This window comes from Bradyrhizobium ottawaense, from assembly GCF_002278135.3.
GTDB classification, from domain to species: domain Bacteria; phylum Pseudomonadota; class Alphaproteobacteria; order Rhizobiales; family Xanthobacteraceae; genus Bradyrhizobium; species Bradyrhizobium ottawaense.
Genome location: NZ_CP029425.2, coordinates 4712746 through 4739389, shown reverse-complemented (window position 1 = coordinate 4739389; position 26644 = coordinate 4712746). Strand labels below are relative to the sequence as shown.

General features: G+C 64.2%; 33 protein-coding genes. 20 read left to right on the top strand and 13 right to left on the bottom strand.

Features of this window, described 5'->3' with window-relative positions:
• Positions 1-2: 2 nt before the first annotated feature.
• Positions 3-1493 carry a MocR-like pyridoxine biosynthesis transcription factor PdxR gene (gene pdxR, locus CIT37_RS22770; protein ID WP_095424283.1) on the bottom strand — a complete coding sequence of 497 codons (1491 nt, stop codon included), beginning with the start codon at positions 1491-1493 and terminating at the stop codon, positions 3-5.
• A gap of 76 nt (positions 1494-1569) precedes the next feature.
• On the opposite strand from pdxR, the gene CIT37_RS22765 reads away from it, so the two are divergent.
• The 5 genes from CIT37_RS22765 (at position 1570) to kynU (ending at position 6784) form a co-directional block, all read left to right on the top strand.
• Complete coding sequence (locus CIT37_RS22765; protein ID WP_095424282.1) at positions 1570-2295, top strand: pyridoxamine 5'-phosphate oxidase family protein; 726 nt, start codon at positions 1570-1572, stop codon at positions 2293-2295.
• 54 nt (positions 2296-2349) lie between these two features.
• Complete coding sequence (locus tag CIT37_RS22760; RefSeq protein ID WP_095424281.1) at positions 2350-3627, top strand: ArgE/DapE family deacylase; 1278 nt, start codon at positions 2350-2352, stop codon at positions 3625-3627.
• 249 nt (positions 3628-3876) lie between these two features.
• Positions 3877-4686: a hormone-sensitive lipase gene (locus tag CIT37_RS22755; protein ID WP_028144957.1), complete on the top strand. Its 810-nt coding sequence runs from the start codon at positions 3877-3879 to the stop codon at positions 4684-4686.
• Between the two features lie 36 nt (positions 4687-4722).
• On the top strand, positions 4723-5562 hold the full coding sequence (gene kynA / locus CIT37_RS22750) for a tryptophan 2,3-dioxygenase (protein WP_028144956.1): 840 nt from the start codon (positions 4723-4725) through the stop codon (positions 5560-5562).
• 19 nt (positions 5563-5581) lie between these two features.
• Positions 5582-6784: a kynureninase gene (gene kynU, locus CIT37_RS22745; RefSeq protein ID WP_038946565.1), complete on the top strand. Its 1203-nt coding sequence runs from the start codon at positions 5582-5584 to the stop codon at positions 6782-6784.
• A gap of 163 nt (positions 6785-6947) precedes the next feature.
• Here the strand turns inward: kynU and CIT37_RS22740 are convergent, their stop codons facing one another.
• A complete protein-coding gene (locus tag CIT37_RS22740; RefSeq protein WP_038946566.1) occupies positions 6948-7736 on the bottom strand; it encodes a cobalamin-binding protein in 789 nt (262 codons plus the stop codon).
• A gap of 117 nt (positions 7737-7853) precedes the next feature.
• Here CIT37_RS22740 and CIT37_RS22735 point away from each other — a divergent pair, with 117 nt between their 5' ends.
• On the top strand, positions 7854-8252 hold the full coding sequence (locus CIT37_RS22735) for a PaaI family thioesterase (protein ID WP_038946567.1): 399 nt from the start codon (positions 7854-7856) through the stop codon (positions 8250-8252).
• Positions 8253-8419: 167 nt separating this feature from the next.
• Positions 8420-9031, top strand: a complete 612-nt coding sequence (locus CIT37_RS22730) for a GNAT family N-acetyltransferase (RefSeq protein ID WP_038946568.1) — start codon at positions 8420-8422, stop codon at positions 9029-9031.
• Positions 9032-9112: 81 nt separating this feature from the next.
• Here CIT37_RS22730 and CIT37_RS22725 read toward each other — a convergent pair whose 3' ends face one another.
• From CIT37_RS22725 to CIT37_RS22700, 6 genes are all read right to left on the bottom strand, one after another.
• A complete protein-coding gene (locus CIT37_RS22725) occupies positions 9113-9418 on the bottom strand; it encodes a hypothetical protein (RefSeq protein ID WP_028144951.1) in 306 nt (101 codons plus the stop codon).
• Between the two features lie 95 nt (positions 9419-9513).
• The gene (locus CIT37_RS22720) at positions 9514-10200 is read right to left on the bottom strand and encodes a DUF2161 domain-containing phosphodiesterase (RefSeq protein WP_028144950.1); all 687 of its coding nucleotides are present in this window, start codon (positions 10198-10200) and stop codon (positions 9514-9516) included.
• 85 nt (positions 10201-10285) lie between these two features.
• Positions 10286-10540 carry a ParE family toxin-like protein gene (locus CIT37_RS22715; protein ID WP_095424280.1) on the bottom strand — a complete coding sequence of 85 codons (255 nt, stop codon included), beginning with the start codon at positions 10538-10540 and terminating at the stop codon, positions 10286-10288.
• Positions 10537-10734 (bottom strand): hypothetical protein, encoded by a 198-nt coding sequence (locus CIT37_RS22710; RefSeq protein WP_028144949.1) that lies wholly within the window; start codon positions 10732-10734, stop codon positions 10537-10539. The genes CIT37_RS22715 and CIT37_RS22710 overlap by 4 nt, the downstream gene beginning before the upstream one ends.
• A 55-nt stretch (positions 10735-10789) precedes the next feature.
• Positions 10790-11470 (bottom strand): SDR family oxidoreductase, encoded by a 681-nt coding sequence (locus CIT37_RS22705; RefSeq protein WP_095424327.1) that lies wholly within the window; start codon positions 11468-11470, stop codon positions 10790-10792.
• 23 nt (positions 11471-11493) lie between these two features.
• Positions 11494-12237, bottom strand: coding sequence for a tyrosine-protein phosphatase (locus CIT37_RS22700; RefSeq protein WP_095424279.1), 744 nt, complete (start codon positions 12235-12237; stop codon positions 11494-11496).
• A 72-nt stretch (positions 12238-12309) separates the two neighbouring features.
• Here CIT37_RS22700 and CIT37_RS22695 point away from each other — a divergent pair, with 72 nt between their 5' ends.
• Positions 12310-12621 carry an MliC family protein gene (locus tag CIT37_RS22695; RefSeq protein WP_095424278.1) on the top strand — a complete coding sequence of 104 codons (312 nt, stop codon included), beginning with the start codon at positions 12310-12312 and terminating at the stop codon, positions 12619-12621.
• 112 nt (positions 12622-12733) lie between these two features.
• Here the strand turns inward: CIT37_RS22695 and CIT37_RS22690 are convergent, their stop codons facing one another.
• Positions 12734-12937, bottom strand: coding sequence for a DUF2735 domain-containing protein (locus tag CIT37_RS22690; RefSeq protein WP_028144945.1), 204 nt, complete (start codon positions 12935-12937; stop codon positions 12734-12736).
• Positions 12938-13477: 540 nt separating this feature from the next.
• Between CIT37_RS22690 and CIT37_RS22685 the strand changes: the two genes are divergently transcribed.
• From CIT37_RS22685 to CIT37_RS22655, 7 genes are all read left to right on the top strand, one after another.
• Positions 13478-14512, top strand: a complete 1035-nt coding sequence (locus tag CIT37_RS22685; RefSeq protein WP_095424277.1) for a glutamine synthetase beta-grasp domain-containing protein — start codon at positions 13478-13480, stop codon at positions 14510-14512.
• Positions 14513-14709: 197 nt separating this feature from the next.
• On the top strand, positions 14710-15411 hold the full coding sequence (locus CIT37_RS22680; protein WP_038946573.1) for a GrlR family regulatory protein: 702 nt from the start codon (positions 14710-14712) through the stop codon (positions 15409-15411).
• Positions 15412-15429: 18 nt separating this feature from the next.
• Positions 15430-16113: a substrate-binding domain-containing protein gene (locus CIT37_RS22675; RefSeq protein WP_095424276.1), complete on the top strand. Its 684-nt coding sequence runs from the start codon at positions 15430-15432 to the stop codon at positions 16111-16113.
• A 32-nt stretch (positions 16114-16145) separates the two neighbouring features.
• Positions 16146-16967: a tetratricopeptide repeat protein gene (locus CIT37_RS22670; RefSeq protein ID WP_038946574.1), complete on the top strand. Its 822-nt coding sequence runs from the start codon at positions 16146-16148 to the stop codon at positions 16965-16967.
• Positions 16968-17037: 70 nt separating this feature from the next.
• Positions 17038-17187 carry a hypothetical protein gene (locus CIT37_RS22665; RefSeq protein ID WP_007591825.1) on the top strand — a complete coding sequence of 50 codons (150 nt, stop codon included), beginning with the start codon at positions 17038-17040 and terminating at the stop codon, positions 17185-17187.
• Positions 17188-17444: 257 nt separating this feature from the next.
• Positions 17445-18149, top strand: coding sequence for a hypothetical protein (locus CIT37_RS22660; protein WP_038946575.1), 705 nt, complete (start codon positions 17445-17447; stop codon positions 18147-18149).
• Between the two features lie 198 nt (positions 18150-18347).
• Entirely contained in the window at positions 18348-19307 is a 960-nt protein-coding gene (locus tag CIT37_RS22655; protein ID WP_038946576.1) for an ABC transporter substrate-binding protein, read from the top strand.
• A 326-nt stretch (positions 19308-19633) separates the two neighbouring features.
• On the opposite strand, the gene CIT37_RS22650 is transcribed toward CIT37_RS22655, so the two are convergent.
• Positions 19634-20050 carry an SRPBCC family protein gene (locus tag CIT37_RS22650; protein ID WP_038946577.1) on the bottom strand — a complete coding sequence of 139 codons (417 nt, stop codon included), beginning with the start codon at positions 20048-20050 and terminating at the stop codon, positions 19634-19636.
• Between the two features lie 352 nt (positions 20051-20402).
• Here CIT37_RS22650 and CIT37_RS22645 point away from each other — a divergent pair, with 352 nt between their 5' ends.
• Entirely contained in the window at positions 20403-20669 is a 267-nt protein-coding gene (locus CIT37_RS22645) for a hypothetical protein (protein WP_028144937.1), read from the top strand.
• A gap of 234 nt (positions 20670-20903) precedes the next feature.
• Entirely contained in the window at positions 20904-22526 is a 1623-nt protein-coding gene (locus CIT37_RS22640; protein ID WP_095424275.1) for an ABC-F family ATP-binding cassette domain-containing protein, read from the top strand.
• On the opposite strand, the gene CIT37_RS22635 is transcribed toward CIT37_RS22640, so the two are convergent.
• A complete protein-coding gene (locus CIT37_RS22635) occupies positions 22523-23518 on the bottom strand; it encodes a glycerophosphodiester phosphodiesterase family protein (protein WP_038946578.1) in 996 nt (331 codons plus the stop codon). The genes CIT37_RS22640 and CIT37_RS22635 overlap by 4 nt on opposite strands.
• A 146-nt stretch (positions 23519-23664) precedes the next feature.
• Here CIT37_RS22635 and CIT37_RS22630 point away from each other — a divergent pair, with 146 nt between their 5' ends.
• Positions 23665-24540, top strand: a complete 876-nt coding sequence (locus tag CIT37_RS22630) for an MBL fold metallo-hydrolase (RefSeq protein ID WP_028144934.1) — start codon at positions 23665-23667, stop codon at positions 24538-24540.
• 147 nt (positions 24541-24687) lie between these two features.
• Here the strand turns inward: CIT37_RS22630 and CIT37_RS22625 are convergent, their stop codons facing one another.
• Entirely contained in the window at positions 24688-24936 is a 249-nt protein-coding gene (locus CIT37_RS22625) for a hypothetical protein (protein ID WP_049806443.1), read from the bottom strand.
• Positions 24937-25132: 196 nt separating this feature from the next.
• On the opposite strand from CIT37_RS22625, the gene CIT37_RS22620 reads away from it, so the two are divergent.
• On the top strand, positions 25133-25597 hold the full coding sequence (locus CIT37_RS22620; protein WP_038946581.1) for a cupin domain-containing protein: 465 nt from the start codon (positions 25133-25135) through the stop codon (positions 25595-25597).
• An 18-nt stretch (positions 25598-25615) separates the two neighbouring features.
• Here CIT37_RS22620 and CIT37_RS22615 read toward each other — a convergent pair whose 3' ends face one another.
• Complete coding sequence (locus CIT37_RS22615) at positions 25616-26179, bottom strand: TetR/AcrR family transcriptional regulator (protein WP_038946582.1); 564 nt, start codon at positions 26177-26179, stop codon at positions 25616-25618.
• An 87-nt stretch (positions 26180-26266) separates the two neighbouring features.
• Here CIT37_RS22615 and CIT37_RS22610 point away from each other — a divergent pair, with 87 nt between their 5' ends.
• On the top strand, positions 26267-26638 hold the full coding sequence (locus CIT37_RS22610; protein WP_028144931.1) for a nuclear transport factor 2 family protein: 372 nt from the start codon (positions 26267-26269) through the stop codon (positions 26636-26638).
• The last annotated feature ends 6 nt before the right edge of the window (positions 26639-26644 follow it).

The window sequence follows — 26644 nt, the reverse complement described above, 5'->3', positions numbered from 1 at the left end:
TGTCAGGGCCCCCGGGCGGATCTGTTCCTCGTGCGCAGGGCGGTGCGCGATTCCCGCGCGAGCCGTTCGGCGGAGGCGATGAGCTGTGGAACCGCGTGGCCGGAAAATCCCAGCACGAAGCCAGGCAGAGGGCGCGCGCGCGAATAGGTGTCGGCCAAGAGCCAGCCTTCCGCGCCGGCCGCGTGCTTGGCCCGCGCTGCCACCGAAAGGTCGACCGAGCGATCAAACCGGGCGACCAGATGCAGGCCCTGCGATGGCACTGGTACCGAGAGCGCGCCATCGGATGCGGCTTCCAGCGTTTCGGCCAGCAAATCGCGGGCGTCGCGATAGAGTTTTCGCACGCGCTTGAGGTTGGCGGCGAAGGCGCCGGAGTTGAGCATGTCGGCGACCGCACCTTCCATCAGCGTGCCGGGGAAGCGGTCGAGCGCCGCGCGCGCAGCCGTCACGTCCGCGATCAGGCGTTCGGGCAGGGCGCAATAGCCGATGCGCAGGCCGGGAAACAGCGTCTTGGCAAACGTGCCAAGGTAGATCACGCGCTGGAGGCGATCGATGCCGGCGAGCGACATCAGCGGTGCGCCGTCATAGCGAAACTCGCTGTCGTAATCGTCCTCCAGTACGAATGCGCCGGCCTGCCTGGCCCAGTCCAGAAGCTCGAGCCGCCGCGGCATCGACATCTGCACGCCCAGCGGAAACTGATGCGACGGCGTGACATAGGCCGCGCGCGCGTTGGGGCCGGCAGTGCGTCCCTTGGCGACCTGCATCCCGTGCTCGTCGACCGGAACCGGCACGGCGCGATAGCCGCAATGCGCGATGGTTTTTCGCGCGGCGGGGTAACCTGGGTCCTCGCACCAGACCTGGTCGTTGGGCTTGAGGATCGCGCTCAGCACGATGCGCAGCGCATGCAGCGTGCCCGACGTCAGCATGATCTGATCGGGGTCGCAGCGCAGGCCGCGCGCCGACAACAGATGATCGGCGATCGCCGCGCGCAGCTCGCGGCTGCCGCGGGGATCGCCATAGTGAAGGTGTTCAGGCCCGAAGGCGCGCATGCGGCGGCCGACGAAGGCGCGAAAACGCTGCACCGCGCGTTCGTCGATATGGGTGCAGCCGAGCGCGAAGGCGCCTTGCCCGGGCGTTTCGACAACGACCTTCGGCTTGTTCGGCTCGGCCGCGCGCGCGGGAATGCGCGCGGCGACGAACGTTCCGGAGCCGACGGTCGCCTCGGCGAAGCCGTCGGCGATCAGGCGCTCATAGGCGATGACGACGGCGTTGCGCCGAAAGCCGGTCTGCTTGGCCAGCGTTCGCGACGGCGGCAGCGGCTCGCCGGGCTTGACGAGGCCGGAGACGATCATCTCGCACAGCGCCTGATAGAGCCGGTGTGCGGCGGAGGCGCTTGGCGTAACGTGCGGGCCGGTGAGGTCGAGCGGCAGCTCGGTCTTTGTCGGCAAGGAAGGCTTGGCCGGTGAGGGGAGAGAATTGGTCGGAATATTTCGCATGGAATTGGAACTATCGCAGACCAAATGCGCCGCTACAACTGCTTCCAGATTTCTTCCTATCCGAGCAGGAGCGGCCGTGAGCCAGACCGAGACTTCGAATTCCTATCCGACCTCAGTGCGCAACCAGGTGAAGCGCCGGCACGACCGCGGCTTCTACGACCACGCCACGGTTCATCGCATCCTGGATTCCTCGATGCTCTGCCACGTCTCCTACGTGATCGACGGCCAGCCCTATTGCACGCCGACCTTCTTCTGGCGCGAGGGCACCAAGCTGTACTGGCATGGCTCGAGCGCGAGCCGGATGCTGCGCAGCCAGACCAAGGGCGAGCGCGTGTGTCTGACGGTCGCCCATCTCGACAGCCTCGTGCTGGCGCGCTGCGGCTTCAATCACTCCGCAGACTACCGTGCGGTGATGGCATTCGGCACCGCCTATCTCGTCACCGACCCCGAGGAGAAGGAGCGCGCGGTGATCGCGATGGTCGACCGCTTCTTTCCGGACCGCACGGCGAGCCTGCGGACCAGCAACACGCAGGAGATCAAGGCGACCTCCTTCATTGCGATGGAGATCGAGGAGGCCTCGGCCAAGGTCCGTGCCAAGGGTGTCGCCGACGACGACGAGGACTATGCGCTGCCGATCTATGCCGAGCGCATCCCGGTGCGCACCGTGCTCGGCGCGCCGGAGCCGTGCCCGCGCCTGCTCGACGGCGTCAGCCGGCCTGCGACGCTGAATGGCTATTCGGAAGGCCGCCTGCTCGAAGATGCATTGCGGGATGCTTATTTTGTGGAGTACCCGAACGGCTGAAATCGGCTAGCTTGCGCGCTCCTTGGGAACCATTGGAATGCCGGGAGTTGCCTGATGAATGCCGAAACGCAGCAGAGGATCCTTGACGCCGTCGATGCCGGCTTCGAGGCCCAACTCGCCACCACACGCGATTTTGTCGCAATCCCTTCGACCCGCGGGGCGGAGGGGCCGTGCCAGGACATGATCGGCGACCTCCTGCGCGAGCGCGACTACGAGGTCGATGACTGGCACATCGATGTCGACGATCTCAAGGACCTGCGCGGCTTCGGTCCGATCGAGCATGATTTCTCCAAGGCGCGTTCGGTGGTGGGCACCTACCGTCCGCAAACGAATGGCGGCAAATCGCTGATCCTGCAGGGCCACTGCGACGTGGTGCCGGCCGGCCCCCTGGAACTGTGGGACACGCCGCCGTTCTCGCCCGTCATCAAGGACGGCAAGATGTTCGGCCGCGGTGCCTGCGACATGAAGTCTGGCACCATCGGCGCGCTCTATGCGCTCGATGCGATCAAGGCCGCGGGCTTCAAGCCGACGGCACGAATTCACTTTCAATCTGTTATCGAGGAAGAGAGCACCGGCGTCGGCGCGCTGTCGACGCTGCAGCGCGGCTATCGCGCGGACGCCTGCTTCATTCCGGAGCCGACCGGCGGCAAGATGGTGCGCTCGCAGGTCGGCGTGATCTGGTTTCGCCTGCGCGTGAAGGGGCACCCGACCCATGTCGCCTTCGCCGGCTCCGGCGCGAACGCGATCATGGCCGCCTATCATTTGATCCAGGCGCTGCAAAAGCTCGAGATCGAATGGAACGAGCGCGCCAAGGCTGACAGGCACTTCAAGACACTGAACCATCCCATCAACTTCAACCCCGGCATCATCAAGGGCGGTGATTGGGCCTCCAGCGTGCCGGCCTGGTGCGATGTCGATTGCCGGATCGCGGTGTTGCCGGGCTGGTCGATTGCCGATCACCAGAAGGAGATCACGGCCTGCGTCGCCGCTGCCGCGCGCAACCACCGCTTCCTCGCCAACAATCCGCCGGAGATTGAATGGTCCGGCTTCCTGTCGGAGGGCTATGAGCTGACCGACGCGGCGGCACCGGAAGCCGCGTTCGGCAATGCGTTCGACAAGGTCTATGGCGGCGTGCCGGAGGATCTCGTCTTCACCGCGCTCACCGACACCCGCTTCTACGGCCTCAACCACGGCATCCCGAGTCTCTGCTTCGGCGCCAGCGGCGGCGAGATGCACGGCTTCAACGAATATGTTGAGCTGGAGTCGCTGAGGAAGACGACCAAGGCGATGGCGCTGTTCATCGCGGAATGGTGCGGGGTGGAGAAGGCGTAAAGGTCTGGTGTCCCGGACGCGGGGCAGCGCGAAGCGGTGCGCCGCCGAGCCGGGACCCATGTTGCGGCAGAGGCGCTGGACCCCGGTTCAGCAGCGCATCGTTGCACGCTGCGCTGTGCCCGGGGAACGTGCCCAACCAATCGTCGCTCGATCTGCTAGATGCTTTAAGCTTAAAAGAAAGACTAGGATGCTGGGCGTCCCGGTGGCAGACTGGCGTCCGGTTTGCTGGACGAGTCCGTGGGAGTGACAATGCGCGATTGGGATGATGCTTACGCCAACTCGGCCCACATCCCCGGCTCGGACAAGATGCCTGGACAATGGGCCGAGCGGGCGGCCGCCTACCGCGCCGGGCTGAAGGATTTTCGCGCCGACATCGCCTATGGCGCCGGCGAGCGTCAGCGCCTCGACCTGATCCTGCCCGACGGCGACAGCAAGGGCCTCGTCGTCTTCGTCCACGGCGGCTACTGGATGCGCTTCGACAAATCGACCTGGACTGATCTGGCCGAAGGCGCGCGCCAGCATGGCTGGACGGTGGCGTTGCCGAGCTACACGCTGACGCCGGCCGCACGCATCTCCGACATCACCGCCGAGATCGCCGCGGCGATCGCCAAGGCGGCTTCGCTCGTCTCCGGGCCGATCCGGCTCGCCGGCCACTCCGCTGGCGGCCATCTCGTCACCCGCATGCTGTGCGATGACAGCCGGCTGGAGCCCGCCGTCTACAACCGTATCGCCGGCGCGCTTTCGATCAGCGGCCTGCATGATCTGCGTCCGCTGCTCAAGACGAAGATGAACGAGACGCTCGGCATGACCATGGAGGAGGCGACGCTCGAAAGCGCGGCGCTGCATCTGCCGCGCGGGCATTCGCCCGTCACCGCCTGGGTCGGCGGCAGCGAGCGGCCGGAATTCATTCGTCAGTCCGACCTGATGGCCAATCTCTGGACCGGCTTCGACGTGCCGACACGCCTCGTCGTCGATCCCGGGCTGAACCATTTTACCGTGATCGACGGACTGAAGGATCCGTCATCGCCGATCACCGCGCGCCTGATCGGCCTCGACTGAGCCAAGCCGGGGAAGATCGATCGAAAGGGCCTGCCCATGACGTCCAACGATTACGATCCCACGAGAGAAGGCGCCGAGACCGATTTCGCCCGGCGGATGTCCTACGGCGACTACCTCGCGCTGGATGCGATCCTGGGCGCGCAGCATCCGTTGTCGGAAGCGCATGACGAGATGCTGTTCATCATCCAGCATCAGACCACGGAGCTGTGGATGCGCCTCGCCATCCACGAACTCAGTGCCGCACGCCGTGCCATCGCCGGGGACGAGGTGCAGCCCGCCATGAAGATGCTGGCGCGGATGTCGCGGATCTTCGAGCAGCTCAACAACGCCTGGGACGTTCTGCGCACGATGACGCCGAGCGAATACACGCGCTTCCGCTCGCAGCTCGGACAGTCCTCCGGTTTCCAGTCGCGGCAATACCGGCTGATCGAATTCCTGCTCGGCAACCGCAACCACGCCATGCTCAAGCCGCACACGCACGATGTGGAGACGACGAGGCTGCTCGAAGCTGAACTTTCGACGCCCAGCCTCTACGACGAGGTGCTCAGGCTCGCCGACCGCAACGGGCTGAAGATGCCGGCGGCGGTGCTCGCGCGCGACGTCCGCGAGACCCACAGCTTCAACGAAGGCGTGCTGCAGGCCTGGCGCGTCGTCTACGAGGCGCCGGAGACGCATTGGATGCTCTACGAGCTCGCCGAAAAGCTGGTGGATTTCGAGGATTACTTCCGTCGCTGGCGCTTCAACCACGTGACGACGGTCGAGCGCGTCATCGGCTTCAAGCGCGGCACCGGCGGCACTGGTGGCGTCAGCTATCTCAAGCGCATGCTGGAGGTCGAGCTATTCCCCGAACTCTGGCGCGTCCGCACCATTCTGTAGAAATGCCCAAGAAATATCCATGACCAGATATCGCGTCTATGACGACACCAAAGCGCTGTTCCATCTGCCTGAAGGCGTGATCTATCTCGACGGCAACTCGCTCGGCGCGCTGCCGCTGGGGGTGGCCGAGCGCGTCAACCGCGTCATCACGACCGAGTGGGGCAATGAGCTGATCCGCGCCTGGAACAGTGCAGGCTGGTATGCCCAGCCGCGCCATGTCGGCGATCGCATCGCGCGGCTGATCGGCGCGGAAGCCGGCTCGGTGATGGTCGGAGACACGCTGTCGCTCAAGGTCTACCAGGCGCTGGCCGCTGCGCTCGACATGAACGCGTCGCGCAAGATCGTGCTGTCGGACACCGGCAATTTCCCGACCGACCTCTACATGGCCGAAGGCCTGATCGCGACGCTCGGGCGTGGCCATCAATTGCGTCTGGTGGCGCCGGAGGAGATCGAGGCTGCGTTGTCGGAGGAGGTCGCGGTGCTCTACGTCACCGAGATCGACTATCGCACCGGTCGCCGCCACGACATGGCGAAGCTCACGGCAAAGGCGCATGCGCTCGGCATCGTCACGGTCTGGGATCTCGCGCATTCCGCCGGCGCGCTGCCGGTCGATCTCGCCGGGAGCGGCGCCGATTTCGCGGCGGGGTGCACCTACAAATATCTCAACGCCGGCCCCGGCGCGCCGGCCTTCCTCTATGTCGCGCCACGCCACGCCGACAGCGCGCGCGCCGCTCTGTCGGGATGGATGGGGCATGCAAAGCCGTTCGCATTCGAGCTTGGCTATGCGGCCGCAGGTGGCGTCGAACGCATGCGCGTCGGCACACCCCCGGTGCTGGCAATGGCGGCGCTGGAGGCCTCGCTCGACATCTGGGACCGTGTCGATATGGCAGAGGTCCGTGCGCGCTCGCTGGCGCTCGGTGACTTGCTGATCGCCGAAGTCGCGCGCCGCTGCCGGTCTCTGAAGCTGGTGACCCCGCGCGCGCATGAGCACCGCGGCTCCCAAGTCTCCTTCGCCTTCGACGGCGGTTACGCCGCCATGCAGGCGCTGATCGCCCGCGGCGTCATCGGCGATTTCCGCGCGCCTGACATCATGAGGTTCGGGATTACGCCGCTGTATATTGGTGAGACCGAGGTGCTGAAGGCGGCCGAGATCATCGAGGAGGTGATCGCGGGCGAGGTCTGGCGGCGGCCGGAATATCAGTTGGTGAATGCGGTGACGTGAGGGAAGCCGTGCCCCGGACGCGGCGCGCCGCACTTGCGGCGTGATGCGCTGCAGAGCCTGGGCCCACGCCGCACCGTGCTCCGTCGCGAGATGGGTCCCGGCTCTGCGGAGCAACGCTGGGGCGTTGCAGCGCGTCCGGGACACGAGAGCGTCGGCGGCCGCGCTATCGGCGCTTATCCCACAACGCCGTCACGATCGCATCCAGCCCGTCCGTCAGCGCCGCCGGTCCTGGTTGCAGAATGATCGGCGACCTGATCTCGACGATACGATCGTCGCGCACGGCGGGGATATCACTCCAGCCCTCGCGCGCGCGGATGCGGGCAGAGACGACCTTCTTGCCGCACCAGGAGGCGAGGATGATTTCGGGCGCTGCCTCGCGAACCGCCTCCGCCGCAACGATGCGATCCTTCGCGGCCTGCTGATGTCTCAGCTCCGGAAAGATGTCCGTTCCGCCCGCGATCTCGATCAACTCCGACACCCAACCGATGCCCGAGATCAACGGATCGTCCCATTCCTCGAAATAAACTCTCGGTCGCGGCGAGGGGCGGGGTGTCGCGGCGATCGTGGCAAGGCGCCGCTCAAGGCCTTGCGCGAGTTCCTCCGCGCGTTCCGCCGCGCCGACCAGCGCACCGAGCGTGCGGATCATCGCCAAAATCCCGGCGACGTCGCGCTGGTTGAAGACGTGGACGTCGATGCCTGCGCGGACGAGATCGGCGACGATGCCGGCCTGGAGATCGGAGAAGGCCAGCACAAGGTCCGGTTCCAGCGCCAGGATCTTTGGAATGTCCGCGGACACGAACGCCGACACCCGCGGCTTCTCGCGCCGCACCTGCGACGGACGAACCGCGTAGCCGGACACGCCGACGATGCGATCCTGCTCGCCGAGCAGGTACAGCGTTTCGACGGTCTCTTCGGTCAGGCAGACGATGCGGCGGGGCGGGAAGTGGCGCATGGCGTTCCATATGCGCAAATGCCGGGCGATGTCACGGCGGCCCATGACCTCTGACGTCATTGCTTTGCCGCCCGAAGCAATTCACGTTGGGACAACAATCAATTGGGAGGACTTTTGATGACGCCGCTCGAGAAACTTAAAGCGATGAAGATGCCGTTTGCCGAGCTCAAGGGCGTCGAGTTCGTCGAGGCCGGGATGGACCGCGTGGTGGCGCGGATGATGGTCCGGCCCGATCTCTGCACGCTTCATCACACCATCCATGGCGGCGCTGTGATGGCGCTGGCCGATTCCGTCGGTGCGGCCGCGACCGTGATCAACCTGCCTGAGGACGCCAAGGGCACGACCACGCTGGAGAGCAAGACCAATTTCATCGGCGGGGCCAAGGAGGGAACCACGGTCATCGCCACCGCGACCCCGGTCCATCGGGGCCGGCGGACCCAGGTTTGGACCACCCGGCTGGAGACCGAGGACGGCAAGCTAGTCGCCATTGTCACCCAGACCCAGCTGGTCCTGTAAGACTACGGGGCGTTGATTTTATTAACGAATTGGTCGTCTCCCGTGCCTCTAAGTTGGGCAGGTCCTCGTCTTGTAAAAGATGCTGCGATGCACAATATAGGGGACCTAGGGATTCGAACGCCTCCTCGAGGGACACCAAGAGGAGTTTTGACTTGTCACTCGAAGATTTGGCCCTTGAGGCCACCACCCGCACAACCCACGTTCCAGGCTATGTGCGGACCTTGAGCCAGCAGGAAGAATTGCCGCTCCTGCGCGATCATCTGCTGCGGCTCGATGCCGGAAGCCGGCACGACCGCTTTAACGGCTTTCTCGACGACTCATTCATCGAGCGTTACGCCGCCCGCTGCGCCGAGGACGGCACCGTGATCGTCGCCTATATCGTCGACGGCGTGGTCCGTGGTGCTGCCGAGCTGCATCCGCCGGAAGATGGTTCGCTGCCTGAAGTCGCCTTCAGCGTGGAAGCCACCGCGCGCCGCCAGGGCGTCGGCACGGTCTTGTTCAGCCGCCTGATCGCTGAAGCGCGCTGGAAAGGCTACAAGAGCCTGCGCATCACCACGGGCGCCGAGAATCACGCCATGCGGGCGCTCGCCAGGAAGTTCGGCGCGCATCTGGCTTTCCGCCACGGCGAATCGACTGGCACTATCGACCTCGCCAAGACGCCTGAGGCCGAACTCGCCGATCTCGCGGCCTCGCCGTTCAGGGCCGGCCGCGCTTTGCTCAGCTTCAACTCGACCTGCTGGAAGATCATCTCCAGCATGTACGGCCATCGCGCCGCCTGAGTTCAGGAAACTGTCGGGAATCAAAAAGCGGACCGGCAAAACCGGTCCGCTTTCGCATTGGGAGCAGGGGTATGAAGCCCTTTAGGTGCCAGTGCGTGTGGCGGCGCTGAAGCGGCGGACGACGCGGCGTTCGACCACGACCGACCGCTGCGCGCCCTGTTCGCCGGCGATCACGCGCGTGGCGGTGATGCGGCTGTTGGTGCGCGCCTGCTTCTTGACCTCGGCCTGCACGACATCAAGCGGCATCCCCATCAGAGCTGCGGCGATCTCGGCCTGCTGCTCATGGTCGTCGGTGATGCCGACGGCGGCGAAGATCGCCTCATCCAGGGTGGGCGGATCATGGCGGACGCGCCGCGTGCCATATTTGGTATTCCAGTCTGCGCTCATAACGGCCTCGTTTTGATGCCGGGATACCTAGTGCCGCAAATGTTGCATTGCAATATGAAATTAGTGTGGCATCTCAGCTATGCACCGGTCGGGTGTCAGGGCGGTGATGCGACACCGGCATCGACCTCAATCCGTTGTTGCGGCCAGCGCTTCAGGGCGGCATGCCCGGCCTCGGTGAGCCCGTAGATTCCCCGGTCGGCCCGTTCGAACCAGCCATACACATTGTTAAGCAAGATCTTGCCGGCGTCAGGGCAGCGCTCGCGCAATTCGCGCACGGGCCGCGGCCCGTCGGCGAGCGCCGAGGCGCAGGCCAGAGCCTGCTGCCGATAGGCCGTCATGATCGGTGCGCGGGTGCTGCCGCCGAGCACGGGATCGCCCTGGCGGCGTTGGTGCTCCGCGACGAGACGCGACCGTACCTTCGGCTCGCGGCGGGGCGCCGCGGTCGGCGGCTTCACCAGCACCTCGACCTGGCCGCGATCGGTCACGCCGAGCATGCCGAAGCCGAGGCGGCGGCAGAGATTGCGATAGCGCGCATCGCTTTCACGCCCCTTGCCCCGGATCGACATCTTTGCCGCAATCCAGACCTCGTCGCCGGCCGGCGCGCGGTCGACCGCCTGGAGGATCAGCTCGAGATTGAAGGCGAGCTTGAGCTCGCCGATCACCACCACGGGCGGATCGCCGGCGCTGAGGCCCACGAGATCGCAGCCGCCGATCTCGCCCTTTACGGTGAAGCCGAGCTCTTCGAGGAAGCGTTTGACGGGCAGGTAAAGCGCGGTTTCCAAAGAACGTGTCCGAAGCTTGCGTTTCGATCGGAGAATCAGTTGCGGGCAGTCTAGCCCGGATCGGACACGGCCAGAGGGCCACGTTTCAGCCTACGAGCCGATCATAGTCGGCATGGGAGCCGATCCAGAACCAGACGTAGGCGTCGTTCGTCTCGACCGCCAACGCTCTATAGCGAAGGCCGACTCTAGCCGACCAAAATCGTCCGACTTTCTTGAATTGCAGCGATGGGTGGGTGGGATCGCTTTTCAAGAGCGCGAAATTCGCGTCTGCCAATTTCCTAACATTAGCATGCAAGGCCGCGTAAGCTTTCCAAAATCTTGGCGAAGCCGCGTGTTTCACAAGTCGCGCGTCTGCCCTGTGCGGTAGGCGTTCAGCGCTTCCTCGGCGAACGCATCGAGCCTTCCTGCTTGAGCGTCGCGCTCCAGGGCTTGATCAAAGCGCTGTGCATCAAACTGCTCGAACCACGCGCGAAAGCGTGCCAGTTCGCTTGGCGTCAGCAGCTCTACCGCTTTCTCAATATCTTCGGTCGTCATGACTTAAATATAGCAATTTCTGCTTGCTACGAAAAGACGGGCCGAACCTCTTCGATTAAACCCGCCCGCCGACCGGGATCAGCGCGCCGGTGATGCCGCTCGCGGCGTCGCTGGCGAGGAACAGGATCACCTCGGCGAGTTCCCGCGGCGTTACCCATTTGGAGAAGTCTGCTTTCGGCATATCGGCGCGGTTGGCGGCGGTGTCGATGATCGACGGCAGCACCGCGTTCACGGTGACCTTGCCTTTCCACTCGCTGGCGAGCGCTTCGGTGAGGCGATGCAAGCCCGCCTTCGACGCCGCATAGGGCCCCATGCCGGAGCCTGCCTGGATCGCGCCCATGGCGCCGATATTGACGATGCGGCCGGCCCTGGACGTTGCGAGATGCGGCAGCGCCGCGCGCGAGGCGTTGAGCGCGGTCAGGACGTTCAGTGCGTACATGCGCTGCCAGGTCTTGACGTCGCCATCGCCCACGGTCTCGAAGGCGAAGCCGCCGGCGATGTTGATCAGCGCATCGAGCCTGCCGAAATGCTTGGCCGCCGCATCAATTGCCGTCTTCGCCTGGGGCGCCTCGGACAGGTCGACGCCGCCGATCTCGATGCTCTCGGGCGTTGCGGGAATCTGCGATGGCGCGTGATCGATGCCGGCCACGCGCGCGCCGCGCGATCGGGCGATCTCCGCAACCACCTTGCCGAGCGCGCCGTGTGCGCCTGTCACGATCAGGACCTTGTCTTGCATCATCGTTCTCCGGGCACGGCTGTCTATGATTGCAGGTAGCGCGCCTGCAGCCCGGTCCGCTCCGCCGTGCCGAGCTTGAGGGCGTCGCGCAAATAGGTTTCGAGATCGCCATATTCATTGTCGATGGCTTCGAATGCAGCGGCAGGGTACGAGGCTTCGACGCTGCCGATGGCATTGCGTACGTCCTCCGGCAGGTCGAAGGCGGCCGTCGCATCGCGTTTGTAATGCCGGTTGGTGAGCAGGTAGTCCTCGGCAATGATTTCATCGGGTACGCCGAGCGCATGCAGGATCAGCGCGCTGGCGAAGCCGGTGCGGTCCTTGCCCGCAGTGCAATGGATCACCAGCGGCGCACGATCTTCGAGGAGATGGCCGAACAGGTTGCGAAAGCTGTTCGTGTGGTGGCGAACGTAGTTGCGATAGGATTCGCGCATGAGCTCCAGCGCGACCGGTGCGGTCAGCGTGCCGCTTGCAAGTTCGGTACGCAGCGCAGCCACGACGCTCGGCTCGATCGGCAGCGAATGCACCGTGATCTCGCTGACGACGCAGACGCCGGCCGCGCGCTCCTCAACCCCACGGAAATCGAAAGCGCTCCGCACCCCGAGCGCCCTGACGATCTCGATATCGGCGGCGGTGAGCTGGCCGAGATGGTTGGAGCGGAAGATGTGCCGCCAGCGCGTGGTTCGGCCGTCGTTGGTCGGGTAGCCGCCGAGATCGCGAAAATTGCTGGCGCCTTGCAGGGCGAGGTGACGGGCAGGGGAATCTGACATGGGATCGGCTTCGGTTATGGTTCCATTGGGCGCACGAGGGGGCGTCCTTGAAAGCTATTACAGGGGGCGATCATGGGCCGGCACAAGGCCATTCTTTTGACGACCGCCATGCTGGCAGCTGGAATGACCAGTGCGCGACAGACTGAAGCGCAGATGTTCCAGACCTATCGCTGTGCCGATGGTACGCAGTTCGTCGTCGGGTTTTATGACGACGACAAGCGCGCCTTTCTCCAGATCGACGGCGAGCCGGTCACGCTCGCCAAGCGGCTGTCGGTCGCCGGAAAACGCTATTCGGGGGCGGGTATCACGCTGACCATCGGAAAGACCGGGGGCACCACGGTCAAGCATCTGAAGCGGCCGGTGACGGCCTGCGCGGTGATCTGAACGGCGCGGTTCACGCGAGCATCAAAAAGGGCCGAAACATCGCTGTTTCGACCCTTTTCGAGCTGCCGCCGGGCGCCTGCGAGACGCGGCGGTTTCAAACCGACCATAGGCATTAGCGATCCCATTTCGGCTTGGCGTCGTCGACCGCGTCCTGGTGGTACCAGCTGTCGCTGCAGATCGAGACATTCGCCGGAAGCGAAGCGTGATCGGCAGGAAGGCGGGTCTCGCCATAGCGGCGTCCCGCGAGAGCCGCGCGGCCCCCGACCGGGAATTGGTAGATCGTTGCCGATCCGTGACTCAGACCATTGTTCATCATTGCGATTTCTCCTTGGTCGAAGCGCCTTGGCCTCCATGGTGCGCCCGACTCGTTCGATTGTGGTTACTGGAATCCCCATATCGGCCGCGCATCCCGAAATGCAAAGTGCTGAAAACGAAATCAGTTTCCGCCTAATTTGTAGGCATGTGGCCTGCTGCATCCCCTAAGGCACGGTGTCGGTGGCCAACGACCGGGCCATTCCAAAGGTTGCTAGGCAGGGGTATGGAGCTTTGCGAAAATTGCTGGACGTTGATGCGCGTTTCATCGGCAACCTCCGGCGCGGGCCGTCCTGCTTCAGAATCGGGCGCTTTTCACGGGATTTTTGCGGTGCAGCTACACGCAAAGGTGCGCGGCTATGACGCACGACGAGGTCGACATCGCCTCGACGCCGGGGAGGGGACAGTCGCGGTGGAGAACCTCCCGCGCTGCGGCCTTTTGGCACGTTAAATGCTTGTAAAGGGCCGGCCGATGATGGCCGGGTACAAAACGTTCGGGGGCCGCCAGGCCCCCAACCTTTCGCATCATCTACAGAGAGGCTCAATGACCAAGTATAAGCTCGAGTACATCTGGCTCGACGGATATACGCCGACTCCGAACCTGCGCGGCAAAACTCAGATCAAGGAATTCGCGTCGTTCCCGACGCTCGAGCAGCTTCCGCTCTGGGGCTTCGATGGCTCCTCCACCCAGCAGGCCGAAGGCCACAGCTCCGATTGCGTGCTGAAGCCGGTCGCCGTCTTCCCGGACGCCGCGCGCACCAACGGCGTGCTCGTGATGTGCGAAGTCATGATGCCCGATGGCAAGACCCCGCACGCCTCCAACAAGCGCGCCACCATTCTCGACGACGCCGGCGCCTGGTTCGGCTTCGAGCAGGAATACTTTTTCTACAAGGACGGCCGTCCGCTCGGCTTCCCGACCGCTGGTTATCCGGCGCCGCAGGGTCCGTACTATACCGGCGTCGGCTACTCGAACGTCGGCGACGTCGCTCGCAAGATCGTCGAAGAGCACCTCGACCTTTGCCTCGCTGCCGGCATCAACCATGAAGGCATCAACGCGGAAGTCGCCAAGGGCCAGTGGGAATTCCAGATCTTCGGCAAGGGCTCCAAGACCGCTGCTGACCAGATGTGGATGGCCCGCTATCTGATGCTGCGCCTCACCGAGAAGTACGGCATCGACATCGAATTCCACTGCAAGCCGCTCGGCGACACCGACTGGAACGGCTCCGGCATGCACGCCAACTTCTCGACCGAGTATATGCGCACGGTCGGCGGCAAGGAGTATTTCGAGGCCCTGATGGCCGCCTTCGACAAGAACCTGATGGACCACATCGCCGTCTACGGCCCGGACAATGACAAGCGTCTGACCGGCAAGCACGAGACCGCGCCGTGGAACAAGTTCAGCTACGGCGTTGCCGACCGCGGCGCTTCGATCCGCGTGCCGCACTCCTTCGTCAACAATGGCTACAAGGGCTATCTGGAAGACCGTCGTCCGAACTCGCAAGGCGACCCATACCAGATCGCTTCGCAGATCCTGAAGACGATCGCCTCCGTGCCGGCCGACAAGAAGGCTGCGGCCTAAGATCCTCCCGGCCCGGGCTGGGGGCTGGCCCGGGTTGGCTCTCAATCCGCCGGAGCTGAAAGGCTCCGGCGGATTTTTAGCATCTTGATGACAGCCATTCCCGTGACGCAGCAGGGCTGCGTCGCGTGAAGCCTGTCCATATCGGCCCAAAGCGGGATAGAGTGCCCGCAGGATGCGCGCAGGGCCGGGGACGGCTGGTGTTTGAAGGCTTCTACAAGGTGAAATTTCAGCTCGGCGACGCCGTCGGCCGGAGCGTGATGCATGCCGGCAACGGCAAGATGCTGGGCGGCAACTCGGCCTTCGCCCATATCGGCACCTACGAGAAGACCGACAGCGGCGTCGACGTCGTGATCAGCACCGTCCGCCATAACCCCGATCCGAACTACCGCGCCATGGCAGGCACCGACGATGCGACCTTGCTCGCCAAGGGCTGGGCGGATGGCGACCTCTATCGCTTCAAGGGTGAGCTGAAGGAGCTGCCCGGCATTCCCTTCCAGTCGGTGATGACGCCGATCACGGAAGACGAGGTGCCGATCGCCGGTGGCGTCGGCGAAGCCGGCATCGCGGACGGCCTCTACTCAATCCATCTGCGCATGCTCGACGGTCTGGACGGCGGCCTCACCGGCGTGATGCTGCTCAACCGGGGCCGCATCCTCGGCGGCGATGCGGCATTCTACTATCTCGGCAGCTACACCGCCGCGAACGGGCGCTGGAAGGGCCAGATACTCAACCAGGAGCACACGCCGGCCAAGGACGACCCGATCTTCGGCGGCCACGAGGTCGGTATCGGCTTCTCCGGCAGCTACGATGCGGAGCAGGCGGTGCTGGAGGCGACTGCGCTTGCCGGCAAGCGCAGCCTGCGCCTGACCGCCGCGCTCAAGCTGATGCATCGCGCCTGATCGCGACGGAAATCGCTCATGGAAATCCTTCGCATGCTTTCGACGCTCGGCCTGATGGGTGCGATGCGCAGCCTGTCGTCCGCGTACGAAGCCGCAACCGGCGTCCGCATCGACGCCGACTTCGCGCCGACCCTCGCTCTGCTGAAGCGCCTGCGCGACGGCGAGGCCGCCGATCTCGTGATCCTCACGCGCGAGGGGCTGGACCAGATGATCGCGGAGGGCCGCGTGCTCTCAGAGAGCGCCGCCGATCTGGCGCGCTCCTATGTCGGCATTGCCGTGCGGGCAGGGCAGGCGCATCCCGATATCGGAAGCGAAGCGGCGCTGCGCAGGACGCTGCTCGCAGCGCGGTCCATCGCCTATTCGCGGCTGGGCGCGAGCGGCGTCTACTTCGCCCAGCTGATCGTGCGGATGGGGATCGCAGCCGAGATCAACGCAAAGGCGACCATCGTCGAGCAGGGCTTTACAGCCGAGCGTCTCGTCAGCGGCGAGGCCGACCTCGCCGTGCAGCAGATCAGCGAGCTGAAGCAGGTCGGCGGCATCGAGGTGGTGGGACCGATCCCGCACGAGCTGCAGACACCGGCGGTGTTCTCCGCCGGCCGCATGGCAGGGGCGAAGCACGCCGACGCCGCGGACCGTCTGCTGCGCTATCTGGCATCGCCCGAGGTCGTACCCGTCCTGCGCCAATCGGGACTCGAGCCTTGAATTTGCCGGGGCGGGGACGCAACGTGACGACCATGCGGACTTGTCTCCTTGCCATCGTTCTCGTGCTTGCCGCGCCGTTGGCGGCGCGCGCGCAATCGGCCGATCTGGTGTTGTGCGACCGGGTCGCGGCCGATCCCAGCGATCCCGACAAGCCGGCTGACGTGAAGGGCGTCGCGGAGATCGCGTCTTCCGACGTCGCGACGGCGATCAGGTTCTGCAAGCAGGCCGCGCCGTCCTCGCGCCGCGCGATGTTCGCACTCGGCCGCGCTTACGCGGCCAACCGGCAGACGGCGGAGGCGATCGCTGCCTGGCGCAAGGCCGCCGACAAGGGATCGAGCGCGGCGATGGTCGAGCTCGGTGTTGCCTATGGCACCGGCTCCGGCATCGCCAAGGACGAGGCGCAGGCGCGAAAACTGTTCGAGAAGGCGGCGCAATCAGGCAACCCCCGCGGCGTCAGCAACCTCGCTGCGCTCGGCGGCGCAGGGGGCGCCGCGCCGGCCGATCCCGCGCAGGCGCGCGCGCTGCTCGGCAAGGCTGCCGAGACCAATGCGGAGGCGCAGTACCAGCTCGGCCTGATGCTTTCCGAAGGCACGGGCGGTGCGAAGGACGACGTCGCGGCGCGTGCGCTGTTCGAGAAAGCGGCGGCGCAAAATCATCCCGGCGCGCTGGAGCGGATGGGGGCCTTCGCACAGGAAGGCCGCGGCGGCGCAAAGGACAAGGACGCCGCGAAGACCTATTACGAGCGCGCCGCCGCGCTCGGCGACGAGGACGCCAAGAAGGCGCTGGAGCGGCTGCGCTGCCCCTATGCGATCAAGGACAAGCAGGGCAAGCTCGTCACCACGCTGTGTTTCTGAGCAGAGCCGCACGCGACGGAACCTCAATCGCGTGGACGCCGTTGATCTCAAGACACAACGGAGCGCGATCATGATCCGTAAACTGGCGTCGGGCGAATACCGCCTCTATTCACGCAAGGTGAATCCGAAGACCGGCAAGCGTCGTAACCTCGGGACCTTCCGGAGTCGCGCGGCCGCCGAGAAGCACGAGCGCGAGGTGCAGTATTTCAAGCGTCACTGAAGCGGGACGCCGTCCGCCGGAACAAAAATGTCGAAAACAACCCCATGCACAGTAGGCGGGGCCTTGAAATCGCAGCGGAATTACGCGCGACGGATTTTGCGAAATCCGCTTTGACCCGTCGGGCAAAACAGGAGCATGATGGCATCGTGGCGGGGAGGCGCCCCGCAAGGGCCCTGCGCGAAAAAGCCGGATGGCCTGGCTGGGGCAGCAGTGCTAGGTAGCCCACGATTCTTTTCCGATTTTGCGGGTTCATTGCGTTGCTGGACGGGCTCTACAAGGTTGAATACGGCGTCAACGATGCGTTCGGGCGCAGCATCATGTGCCTGCACGACGGCAAGATGCTGGGCGGTAATTCGGCCTTCGCGCATCTCGGCACCTATGTCGAGCGTGATGGCGAGATCATCGCCGAGGTGATCACCGAGCGACATAACGAGGATCCCCATTACAAGCCGCTGATGGGCGCCGACGTCGCCAGGATCGGCGCACGCGGCCGGCTGCACGGCAACCAGATTCGTCTTGCCGGCGGCGCGGATACCATGCCGGGCGCCGGTTTCTGGGCCAACCTGACTAGGCTCGACGACGGGGCGCTGCCGCCACGCGGCACGATCGGGCAGGGCGGCATCGCCAACGGGCTCTACGGGATGGGTCTGCGCGCGCTCGACGGTGTCGAAGCGGGTCTCTCCGGCGTCATGCTGCTGATCGACGGCCGCATCCTCGGCGGCGATGCGTTCTTCTACTATCTCGGCTCCTATTCCTCGGCGGACGGCCGCTGGAAGGGCGAGATGCTCAACCAGGAGCACACGCCGGCCAAAGGCGAGAACCCCGTGTTCGGCGGCTATGAGGTCGGGATCGGCTTCTCCGGGACCTGCAACGAGGACAGCGGCGAGCTCGAAGGCATCGCGCTTGCCGGCAAGCGCAGCTTGCGGCTGGCGGCTTCGCTGAGGTTGATGAGAAGGGCTTAGGACGTTTGCCGGGCGGATGTCCGGTTGCTGAGGTGAAGCGGCCCTCGACGCGTCGGCGCGGCGATGTCAGCTAGTGACCCGAAGCGGGCATGCGCCATCTCGCCGCATTTGCGACGCGGCAGTTGCATTCGCAGCAAGTGCGACGACCATTGACACCTGATACTCTGCACCTGTCCCCCCAGCTGCGATGAGGATCGAATGAAGCGGCGGGAGTTCATGGCGACTGCTGCGGCGCTGGTCGTTTCGCCACGACGGTTGGGGGCGCAAGGAATGCCTCGCCGTATCGGTTTCTTCGGTTTCTTAGATCCGATAGCTCGCGAAGCGTGGCGCACTGGCTTACGTGAAAGGGGTTGGATCGAGGGCAAGAACCTGCTCATCGAATATCGCAATTATGCAGACGCCTCGGATCGCTTGCAAACCTTTGCTGCGGAGTTGGTAGCCCTAGCTCCCGATCTGATAGTTGCCGCCGGGCCGCAAGCAGCCTCCGCCCTGAAATCGGCCACCATTCCGATTGTCTTCGTGGTTGTTGCCGATCCTGTTGGACTTGGCCTGGTTCAAAGCCTCTCGCGCCCAGGCGGCAACATGACCGGTCTTACCTCGTGGGTTCCGGGAGATTGGTTTGGAAAACAAATCGAAATCCTCCGCGAACTGATACCCCATGCCGCAAAAATTGCGCTCTTAGTCAATCGCGACAACCCAATGCACAGGCTGCTGTTAGCTGAGGAGGTACCAAGCACAGCCCGAAAGCGCGGGGTCGCTCTGTCTATAGTCGAGGCGACTAAGACCGAGGAACTCGACACCGCCTTTGCTTCAGCAGCTGCCCAGCGCGCCGATGCAATGATCGTTTTTGGCGACATTCTGACCATTCGCCAAGCCCCGCGAGTTGTCGGGCTCGCGGCGGAGTACCATTTGCCCGCGATTTACTTCTTCCGACAATTCGCCGATGGCGGATTGGTCGTCTACGGCCCCGATATAGCCGATCTATTCCGCCGTGCAGGCGGCTACGTCGATAAGATCCTCAAGGGCACCAAGCCTGCCGATCTGCCGGTAGAGCAGCCGACCAAGTTCGAGCTAGTCATCAACATGAAAACGGCGAAAGCGCTCGACCTCACTGTGCCGCCCTCGTTACTCGTTCGTGCCGATGAGGTGATCGAATAGAGATGGGATTTGCTGCGATGCATGAATCCAATGCCCGACGCTGCACCGGTCACGAACGCAGTCTTTCCAGCGAGTTCCTTCACGCGCAGCCTTCCCGTGGAAGCGGACACCTGGCGCCAATAAGCCAAGTGTCCCCGGGCGCCATATGACCCCGTTTTCGAGCGATTGGGAAGCGTGCCGAATGTCCGCTTGTGACCCCGTGGCTGACCTCGGTCGCCGCCTGTCGGATGTCAGCAAGCGACCCCAAGGGGACTATTTCATTTCCGTCAGGTACTCCGCGGAAATCCGACCACGCCTGTCAGGATCTCCATCTCCTGCCCACCACGTCACGACTTATTCTGTCTTGCCTCCACATATCGCGCGAAGCTATCGAGGATCGCCTGCCAACCGCCTTGCTGTTGCTCGACGGAGTGCGTCGGTTCGCTATCGAAGACGACGCGGACGACAACTCCTTTTGGGCCGGGCACGAATTCAACTTCGGCCTTTCGATCGCCGAACGCGTATTCGATCCGCTTGTGGTTAACGATCTTCGTGTAAGTGCCGGCGAAGTCGAAACCCATGCTGCCGTCCTTGGCCTCCATGCGCGACGAGAACGCGCCGCCATCACGCAGGTCGACCGTAGCCCTGGTCGTATGCCAGTCGTCGGACGCTGCGTTCCACTTCACGATATCGGCAGGCGTCGTATAGGCACGCCAGACCTGATCGACGGGGGCTGCTACGTTGGTCTCGACGGTAATTCTCATGGGCATTGCTCCAGGTTCACTTTGACGGTTCGAGGCGACGACATCACTTCACGTCGCGGGTCCATACAGGGCACTTCCGGGAAGTGTCCACCCGAGGACGATCGAGACTGGCCGATGCCGACATGGTCACGCCGTTCATGTGTAAAAAAACGAAAGGGTGTCATCAAAACGCCTCTGGGCCATCCGCTATCGACCGCGATCAAATTCACGGGCACTATCTGTGGCGAGTTCGGTATCGGCGCCGAGGCAAAGATCATGACGCCGATGCCCGAGGCGGAAGTTGCTCTCGACGCGTCGAGGAACGGCCTCTAGCGCAGCTTGTTGGTCCGGGAAGCAGTCAGGAGGCGTGACCATGGAACGCATCAGCAAGGGCCAGATCCTCCTGCTCGCCGTTTTGGCAATGATCCTGATCTTGACCGGGGTCTGGGCCGTTTCGGTATGGAATGCCAGCAGCGGGGTCGAGATCGGCAAGCACGGCTGGATCGCGCTAGGCCTTGGCACATTTTTCTCCTTGCTGATCGGATGCGGACTGATGGCGCTGATGTTCTTCAGCAGCCGCAGCGGTCACGATGACAGCGCCGATCCCTTCCGCCACAAGCAAGACAAATCGGCCGAGTGACGTTCGAGGTCGCATCCAGCCCGCAACCAATTTCGGCGCGGCGAGCCGATCATGTCGCCTCCAAACTCAGAGGAGATGGCAATGATGCGGACGGTCGAGGTTTATGGGCCCCAGGCTGCGGGGTGAAAGGACGGAATTGGCACCCGGCAGGGCGGATCCGTACCCCGCCGGGCTTCCCCTGGGGGCCCGCATGGCCTAAGACGCTGCAACGCAAAAATCCCCCAAAAGATACTCATGATCCGCCTCGACAACGTCAGCAAGCAAGCCGGCCACCAGATCCTGTTCATTGAAGCCTCTGCCGCCCTCAACAAGGGCGAGAAGATCGGCCTCGTCGGGCCGAACGGTGCCGGCAAGACCACGCTGTTCCGGATGATCGCCGGTGAGGAACTGCCCGACGAGGGACAGGTTTCGACCGATCGCGGCATCACCATCGGCTATTTCAACCAGGACGTCGGCGAGATGTCTGGCCGCAGTGCCGTGGCCGAGGTGATGGACGGGGCCGGTCCCGTCAGCGAGGTCGCGGCCGAGCTGCGCGAGCTCGAGGCCGCCATGGCCGACCCTGACAAAGCCGACCAGATGGACGAGATCATCACCCGCTACGGCGAGGTGCAGCACCGTTTCGAGGAGCTCGACGGCTATGCGCTCGACGGCCGCGCGCGCGAAGCGCTGTCCGGCCTCGGCTTCAGTCAGGAGACGATGGACGGCGACGTCGGAAAACTCTCCGGCGGCTGGAAGATGCGCGTCGCGTTGGCGCGTATTCTTTTGATGCGCCCCGACGTCATGCTGCTCGACGAGCCGAGCAACCATCTCGATCTCGAAAGCCTGATCTGGCTGGAAAAATTCCTGCACGACTACGAAGGCACGCTGCTGATGACCTCGCATGACCGCGAGTTCATCAACCGCGTGATCTCCAAGGTGATCGAGATCGATAGCGGCTCGCTCACCACCTATACCGGCGATTACGAATTCTACGAGCAGCAGCGGGCGCAGAACGAGAAGCAGCAGCAGGCGCAGTTCGAGCGCCAGCAGGCCATGCTCGCCAAGGAGATCAAGTTCATCGAGCGCTTCAAGGCGCGCGCCTCTCATGCCGCTCAGGTGCAGAGCCGGGTGAAGAAGCTCGACAAGATCGAGCGGGTCGAGCCGCCGCGCCGCCGCCAGAGCGTGGCGTTCGACTTTCCGCCGGCACCGCGCTCGGGCGAGGACGTCGTGGCGCTCAAGAACGTGCACAAGGGCTACGGAGCCAAGCGCATCTATGACGGGCTCGATTTCATGATCCGGCGCAGGGAGCGCTGGTGCGTGATGGGCGTCAACGGCGCCGGCAAGTCGACGCTGCTCAAGCTCGTCGCGGGCGCGAGCGAGCCGGACCAGGGCACGGTGGCGGTCGGCGGCAGCGTCAAGATGGGCTATTTCGCCCAGCACGCGATGGACCTGCTCGACGGCGAGCAGACGGTGTTTCAGTCGCTCGAATACGCGTTTCCGACCGCGGGGCAGGGCTCCTTGCGCGCGCTCGCCGGCTGCTTCGGCTTCTCCGGCGACGATGTCGAGAAGCGCTGCCGCGTGCTCTCGGGCGGCGAGAAGGCGCGCCTCGTGATGGCCAAGATGCTGTTCGACCCACCGAACTTCCTGGTGCTGGACGAGCCGACCAACCACCTCGACCTCGCCACCAAGGAGATGCTGATCACGGCGCTTTCGGATTTCGAGGGCACCATGCTGTTCGTCTCGCATGACCGGCATTTTCTGGCGACGTTGTCGAACCGGGTGCTGGAGCTGACGCCGGAAGGCATCCATCAGTTCGGCGGCGGCTACACGGAATATGTCGCGCGCACCGGGCAGGAGGCGCCGGGGTTGCGGAGCTAATCTCTGCTCTTTCCCGCAACCTTGCCCGCAATCTTGGCGATGGCCTCGATCTCGTTGGTCCAGATGCCGCCGGAATAGTCTTGCGGCAACTGCGCGAACGCTTCCGGCGTATCGATGCCGGTGGAGAACTCTCCGCCGCTGTAGGGACCGAGCACGAACACCGCGCTGTTGACGCCGTTCATGCGTGCGAGGAAGCGATCGGGCCAGCCCCATAGCCAGGGTGCGGCGTTGATCGGCACCAGCACCATCGCGTTGCGGCAGGCCGCCGGGACCAGGCCGGTCCAGCCATAGCCGATATAACGGATCAGGCAGCTCCGGATCGCCGCACGCGAGATCGTGCGTACGTCGGGGGTGAGGCGACGGATCGCCTCGATGGGCTCGTCGCCGCCATAAACCATGACCGCGCGGCGCCGCTCGGCCGGCAGCGCATTCAGCACGCCGGCAAGTGTCTCGCCTTCGTTCGGGTCTCGGCTCTTCACGTTGATGAGGAGTTTCTTGTCAGGGAAGGTGGCCAACACCTCGGACAATGTCGGCATCATTCCAATCCCCTTGCCGCGGAAGGGGAAGGTCTTGCCGCCGTCGGCGGTGTAGCCGTAGCCGATATCGAGCATTTTCAGCTTCGCCATGCTCTGCTCGCGCGTGACGCCGTGGCCGTCGGTACGGCAGTCGAGCGTCCAGTCGTGGAACACGGCGAATTCGCCGTCGGTCGTCGGATGCACGTCGATCTCGACCACGTCGGCGCCGGCGTCAAAACCGGCGCGCATCGATGGAATGGTGTTATCGAGATAATCGTGGGTCGGCGGCAACATCCGCGCGGCGGTGCAGGTGTCGTTCTTCACATCGCGCTCATCGAAGCGTTGCGCCATGCCGCGATGGGCAAGCAGCACCGGCTTGCCGCCCTGATGCGGCGCCAGAAGGCTGGTGTTGTTGATGTAGACGCCTGCCGCGACGGCGATGATGGCTGTCGTCGCGAATTTGAGTTTCCAGCCCACAGATGATTCCCAATTCCGCGATCACCCTCAGTGGTATTTGAGGTTGATTTGCGGCGATCGTTTCGCAGGGGCGCTGTCCGCATCGCACCGCTTGAACGGCCCCATGCCAGTCGCTACGCTCCTGCAAAAAAGGGAGTGAAACGGCGATGCAGCAACTCCGGATCGGAGACATCACCATCGACGCCGTGATCGAGCGGGAAGGGCCGTGGCGGCGGCCGCAGGATTTCTTCCCGGCCTATGACGAGGGCGTGTTCGCCCGTCATCTGCCGACGATGGAGCCGGAGGTCTTTGACGCCGCACGCGGCATGATGGTGATCACCTACCAGACTTTTGTGGTGCGCACGCCGCGTTATACGATCCTCGTGGACACCTGCACCGGCGAGGACAAGGGTCATCCGCCGCCGTTCGATTTTCCCGGCAAGGAGCGCTGGCGCAATGAGCTGTTCGCGCTCGGCATCGGATTTGAGCAGATCGCCTACGTGTTCTGCACGCATCTGCATATCGATCACACCGGCTGGAACACGACGTTGCGCGACGGACGCTGGGTGCCGACGTTTCCAAACGCGAAATACGTCTTTCACAGGGGGGAGTATGCGGCCTGGGAGGCGGAGAACGCCAAGGGCTGCAATCCGCCCGGTACGGTGTTTCGCGACAATTGCCTGCCGATCGTCGAGGCCGGGCAGGCGCTGCTGGTCGACGATGGTTACGCGCTCGACGACACCATCACGCTGACGCCGACGCCGGGGCATTCGCCCTGTCATTGCTGCGTGAACATTTTTTCGAAGGGCCAGCGCGCGGTGGTCGCGGGCGACCTCATGCATCACCAGATCCAGTGCCGCGAGCCAGACTGGTCGGCGAAGCCGGATTGGGACCCGAAGCAGTCGGCGCTCTCGCGGCGAAAATTCTTCGCCTCCGTGGCGGACACGGACACGCTGATCTTGCCGGTTCATTTCCCGGCGCCGACGGTGGGGCTGATCAGGCCGCTGGGCGATGCGTTTGATTACAAGTTCAAGCGGGAATGAAGTGTCTCCGCATCGTCATGGCCGGGCTTGTCCCGGCCATCCACGAACTTTCAAGCGCCACGAAGAACGTGGATGCCCGGGACAAGCCCGGGCATGACGGAGTTCGTGGAGCGATTGCTCGCTAACCAGCAGCGAATGCAAAGCGCCTTACGCGCCGACTTCGCACTTCTTCATAAAACTGTTCTTGGCGGCGCCGGCGAGGGGCTTGCCGTCGGCGCTGACGGCCTTGGGCGCGCAGGCGTCGGCTTTGCACTTCTTCATGAACGAGGTCTTGGCGGCGCCGGCCAGCGGCTTACCGTCCTTGCCGACCGCCTTGCTCTCGCAGGTTTCTTGCGCGAAGGCCGAGCCCGCTGCAAAGGTGGCAACGATCGCAGCCAGGAAAATCCGCTTCATCATGGGTGTCTCCGTCAGCCAGAAATGGCGGCGAGATTGGAACCGGGAATCGTGGCGCAATCAAGCTGGATGAGGGCCTGCCGGTCCGGCTGGCGATTTTTTCCAAGCGGAGTCGGCCAGGCTCGCTTCCTGTTGCACTGCTCGCTGACCACGGCGGGCAATGCTGCTAGGCTTGGCCAGCTTAGCCGGAAGCATCGTGATGGACGCCGTGATCCCGAAACGCCAGGAAGCCGCCGATCAGCATTCGCATCTGGTTCGGCCTCAAGACATGGATTGGCAGACGACGCGCTTTCCCGGCTGCGAGGCGAAGACGCTGCTGTTCGATCGCCGCACCGGCCTGATGACCGCCTTGATGCGGTTTGCGCCGGGATCGGTGCTGCCCGATCACGAGCATGTCGGCATCGAGCAGAGCTGGGTCATCGAAGGCACGCTCGTCGACAAGGAGGGGCCGGCCAGGGGCATCGCCTGCAAGGCCGGCGAATTCATCTGGCGCGAGGCAGGCAGCCGGCATGCCGCCTGGTGCCCGGACGGGGCCCTGATCCTGGCGATCTTCCAGGTGCCGAACAAGTTCTTCGAAGCCGACGGCCGCGTGGTCGACGCCGCCGGTCAGGACTGGGACGAAACCTGGGGACACACGGCGGCGCAGCGGGCGCGGAGCGCGTGATAGGCGGTTCGGCACGGCTCACGTCGTGCCGCCGATGCTTCTGACGAGCATGGCGACCTGAACGGCGATCAGGCGCCGCATCTCCTTGCCGCTCCTGGCCGTTTCCCGCAGTCCGCGCATGCCGAACACGAGGCAGCGCGCCAAAACTTCGGGCTCGTCTGCTCCCCTTGCAGACCGCACCTGATCTCCGATGAGCTCGACGACCAGGGACTGGAAATTGTCATAGACCTGTCTGACTGCGGGGAAGCGGAGGTCGAAGAGATCGGCCGAATCCGGATGCGCCTCGACCAGGTCGAAGCCATGGCATCCCCAGGATTTGCAGGCGTGGAGCAGCTTGGCGTGAAGCCCGTCGAGGCGGGCGATCGCGGCCCTGATCTCGCGATGCTTCTGCTCGTCCATTCCCCGGATGACTGCCGCGAACACCGCGTCCTTGTCGGGGAAGAGCAGGTAGAGCGCGGGTCGCGATATCCCCGCCTCAGAGGCGATGTCGCCCATCGTCGTGCGGGCATAGCCGTAGCGCGAAAAGACCTCGGTCGCGGCCGCGACGGCAAGCTGTTCTTTCGAGGCGCGGGATTGAACCATGGTCTCCCCATCAATCGTTCGCATCTTGACAAAATTTCGATAATTGTCAACTTGTCATAATCCGGCGAACCAAGAGGGTGTTGCGAGATGAACGACGAAGCGCGACTAAAGACGTGGAACGCCTATCAGGCCGCATGGGGGCCCGTTGGGGAAAGCGAGCGGCGTCGGCTGCTCGAACAGAGCGTGGCCGCGGATTGCGTCTACACAGATCCGGGCTCGCAGGTGGCGGGGCGGGAAGCCTTGATGGCCCGCATCGGGCAGACGCAGCTAAAATTTCCGGGCGCCTGCTTCAGGAACGACAGCTTCCTCGAACACCACGAGCAGGCGCTTTTCCGCTGGACCATGTACGACGGCACCGGCCGCGTCTTCGTCAAGGGCGAGAGTTTTGGGCGCTTTGGTGCAGATGGCCGCCTGGTTCAGGCGACCGGCTTCTTCGAGCTGCCGGCTGCCACGTCCTGATGGCTG

Coding starts and splice junctions, on each gene's coding strand:
- CIT37_RS22650 (WP_038946577.1), bottom strand. CDS start 20,050: ATGAGAATTACCGTCGAGACCAACGTAGCAGCCCCCGTCGATCAGGTC.
- CIT37_RS22710 (WP_028144949.1), bottom strand. CDS start 10,734: ATGACGACCGAAGATATTGAGAAAGCGGTAGAGCTGCTGACGCCAAGC.
- CIT37_RS22695 (WP_095424278.1), top strand. CDS start 12,310: ATGGGCCGGCACAAGGCCATTCTTTTGACGACCGCCATGCTGGCAGCT.
- kynU (WP_038946565.1), top strand. CDS start 5,582: ATGACCAGATATCGCGTCTATGACGACACCAAAGCGCTGTTCCATCTG.
- CIT37_RS22700 (WP_095424279.1), bottom strand. CDS start 12,237: ATGTCAGATTCCCCTGCCCGTCACCTCGCCCTGCAAGGCGCCAGCAAT.
- CIT37_RS22760 (WP_095424281.1), top strand. CDS start 2,350: ATGAATGCCGAAACGCAGCAGAGGATCCTTGACGCCGTCGATGCCGGC.
- CIT37_RS22705 (WP_095424327.1), bottom strand. CDS start 11,470: ATGCAAGACAAGGTCCTGATCGTGACAGGCGCACACGGCGCGCTCGGC.
- CIT37_RS22610 (WP_028144931.1), top strand. CDS start 26,267: ATGAACGACGAAGCGCGACTAAAGACGTGGAACGCCTATCAGGCCGCA.
- kynA (WP_028144956.1), top strand. CDS start 4,723: ATGACGTCCAACGATTACGATCCCACGAGAGAAGGCGCCGAGACCGAT.
- pdxR (WP_095424283.1), bottom strand. CDS start 1,493: ATGCGAAATATTCCGACCAATTCTCTCCCCTCACCGGCCAAGCCTTCC.
- CIT37_RS22685 (WP_095424277.1), top strand. CDS start 13,478: ATGACCAAGTATAAGCTCGAGTACATCTGGCTCGACGGATATACGCCG.
- CIT37_RS22620 (WP_038946581.1), top strand. CDS start 25,133: ATGGACGCCGTGATCCCGAAACGCCAGGAAGCCGCCGATCAGCATTCG.
- CIT37_RS22615 (WP_038946582.1), bottom strand. CDS start 26,179: ATGGTTCAATCCCGCGCCTCGAAAGAACAGCTTGCCGTCGCGGCCGCG.
- CIT37_RS22755 (WP_028144957.1), top strand. CDS start 3,877: ATGCGCGATTGGGATGATGCTTACGCCAACTCGGCCCACATCCCCGGC.
- CIT37_RS22670 (WP_038946574.1), top strand. CDS start 16,146: ATGCGGACTTGTCTCCTTGCCATCGTTCTCGTGCTTGCCGCGCCGTTG.
- CIT37_RS22740 (WP_038946566.1), bottom strand. CDS start 7,736: ATGCGCCACTTCCCGCCCCGCCGCATCGTCTGCCTGACCGAAGAGACC.
- CIT37_RS22665 (WP_007591825.1), top strand. CDS start 17,038: ATGATCCGTAAACTGGCGTCGGGCGAATACCGCCTCTATTCACGCAAG.
- CIT37_RS22725 (WP_028144951.1), bottom strand. CDS start 9,418: ATGAGCGCAGACTGGAATACCAAATATGGCACGCGGCGCGTCCGCCAT.
- CIT37_RS22625 (WP_049806443.1), bottom strand. CDS start 24,936: ATGATGAAGCGGATTTTCCTGGCTGCGATCGTTGCCACCTTTGCAGCG.
- CIT37_RS22640 (WP_095424275.1), top strand. CDS start 20,904: ATGATCCGCCTCGACAACGTCAGCAAGCAAGCCGGCCACCAGATCCTG.
- CIT37_RS22655 (WP_038946576.1), top strand. CDS start 18,348: ATGAAGCGGCGGGAGTTCATGGCGACTGCTGCGGCGCTGGTCGTTTCG.
- CIT37_RS22630 (WP_028144934.1), top strand. CDS start 23,665: ATGCAGCAACTCCGGATCGGAGACATCACCATCGACGCCGTGATCGAG.
- CIT37_RS22645 (WP_028144937.1), top strand. CDS start 20,403: ATGGAACGCATCAGCAAGGGCCAGATCCTCCTGCTCGCCGTTTTGGCA.
- CIT37_RS22735 (WP_038946567.1), top strand. CDS start 7,854: ATGACGCCGCTCGAGAAACTTAAAGCGATGAAGATGCCGTTTGCCGAG.
- CIT37_RS22690 (WP_028144945.1), bottom strand. CDS start 12,937: ATGATGAACAATGGTCTGAGTCACGGATCGGCAACGATCTACCAATTC.
- CIT37_RS22675 (WP_095424276.1), top strand. CDS start 15,430: ATGGAAATCCTTCGCATGCTTTCGACGCTCGGCCTGATGGGTGCGATG.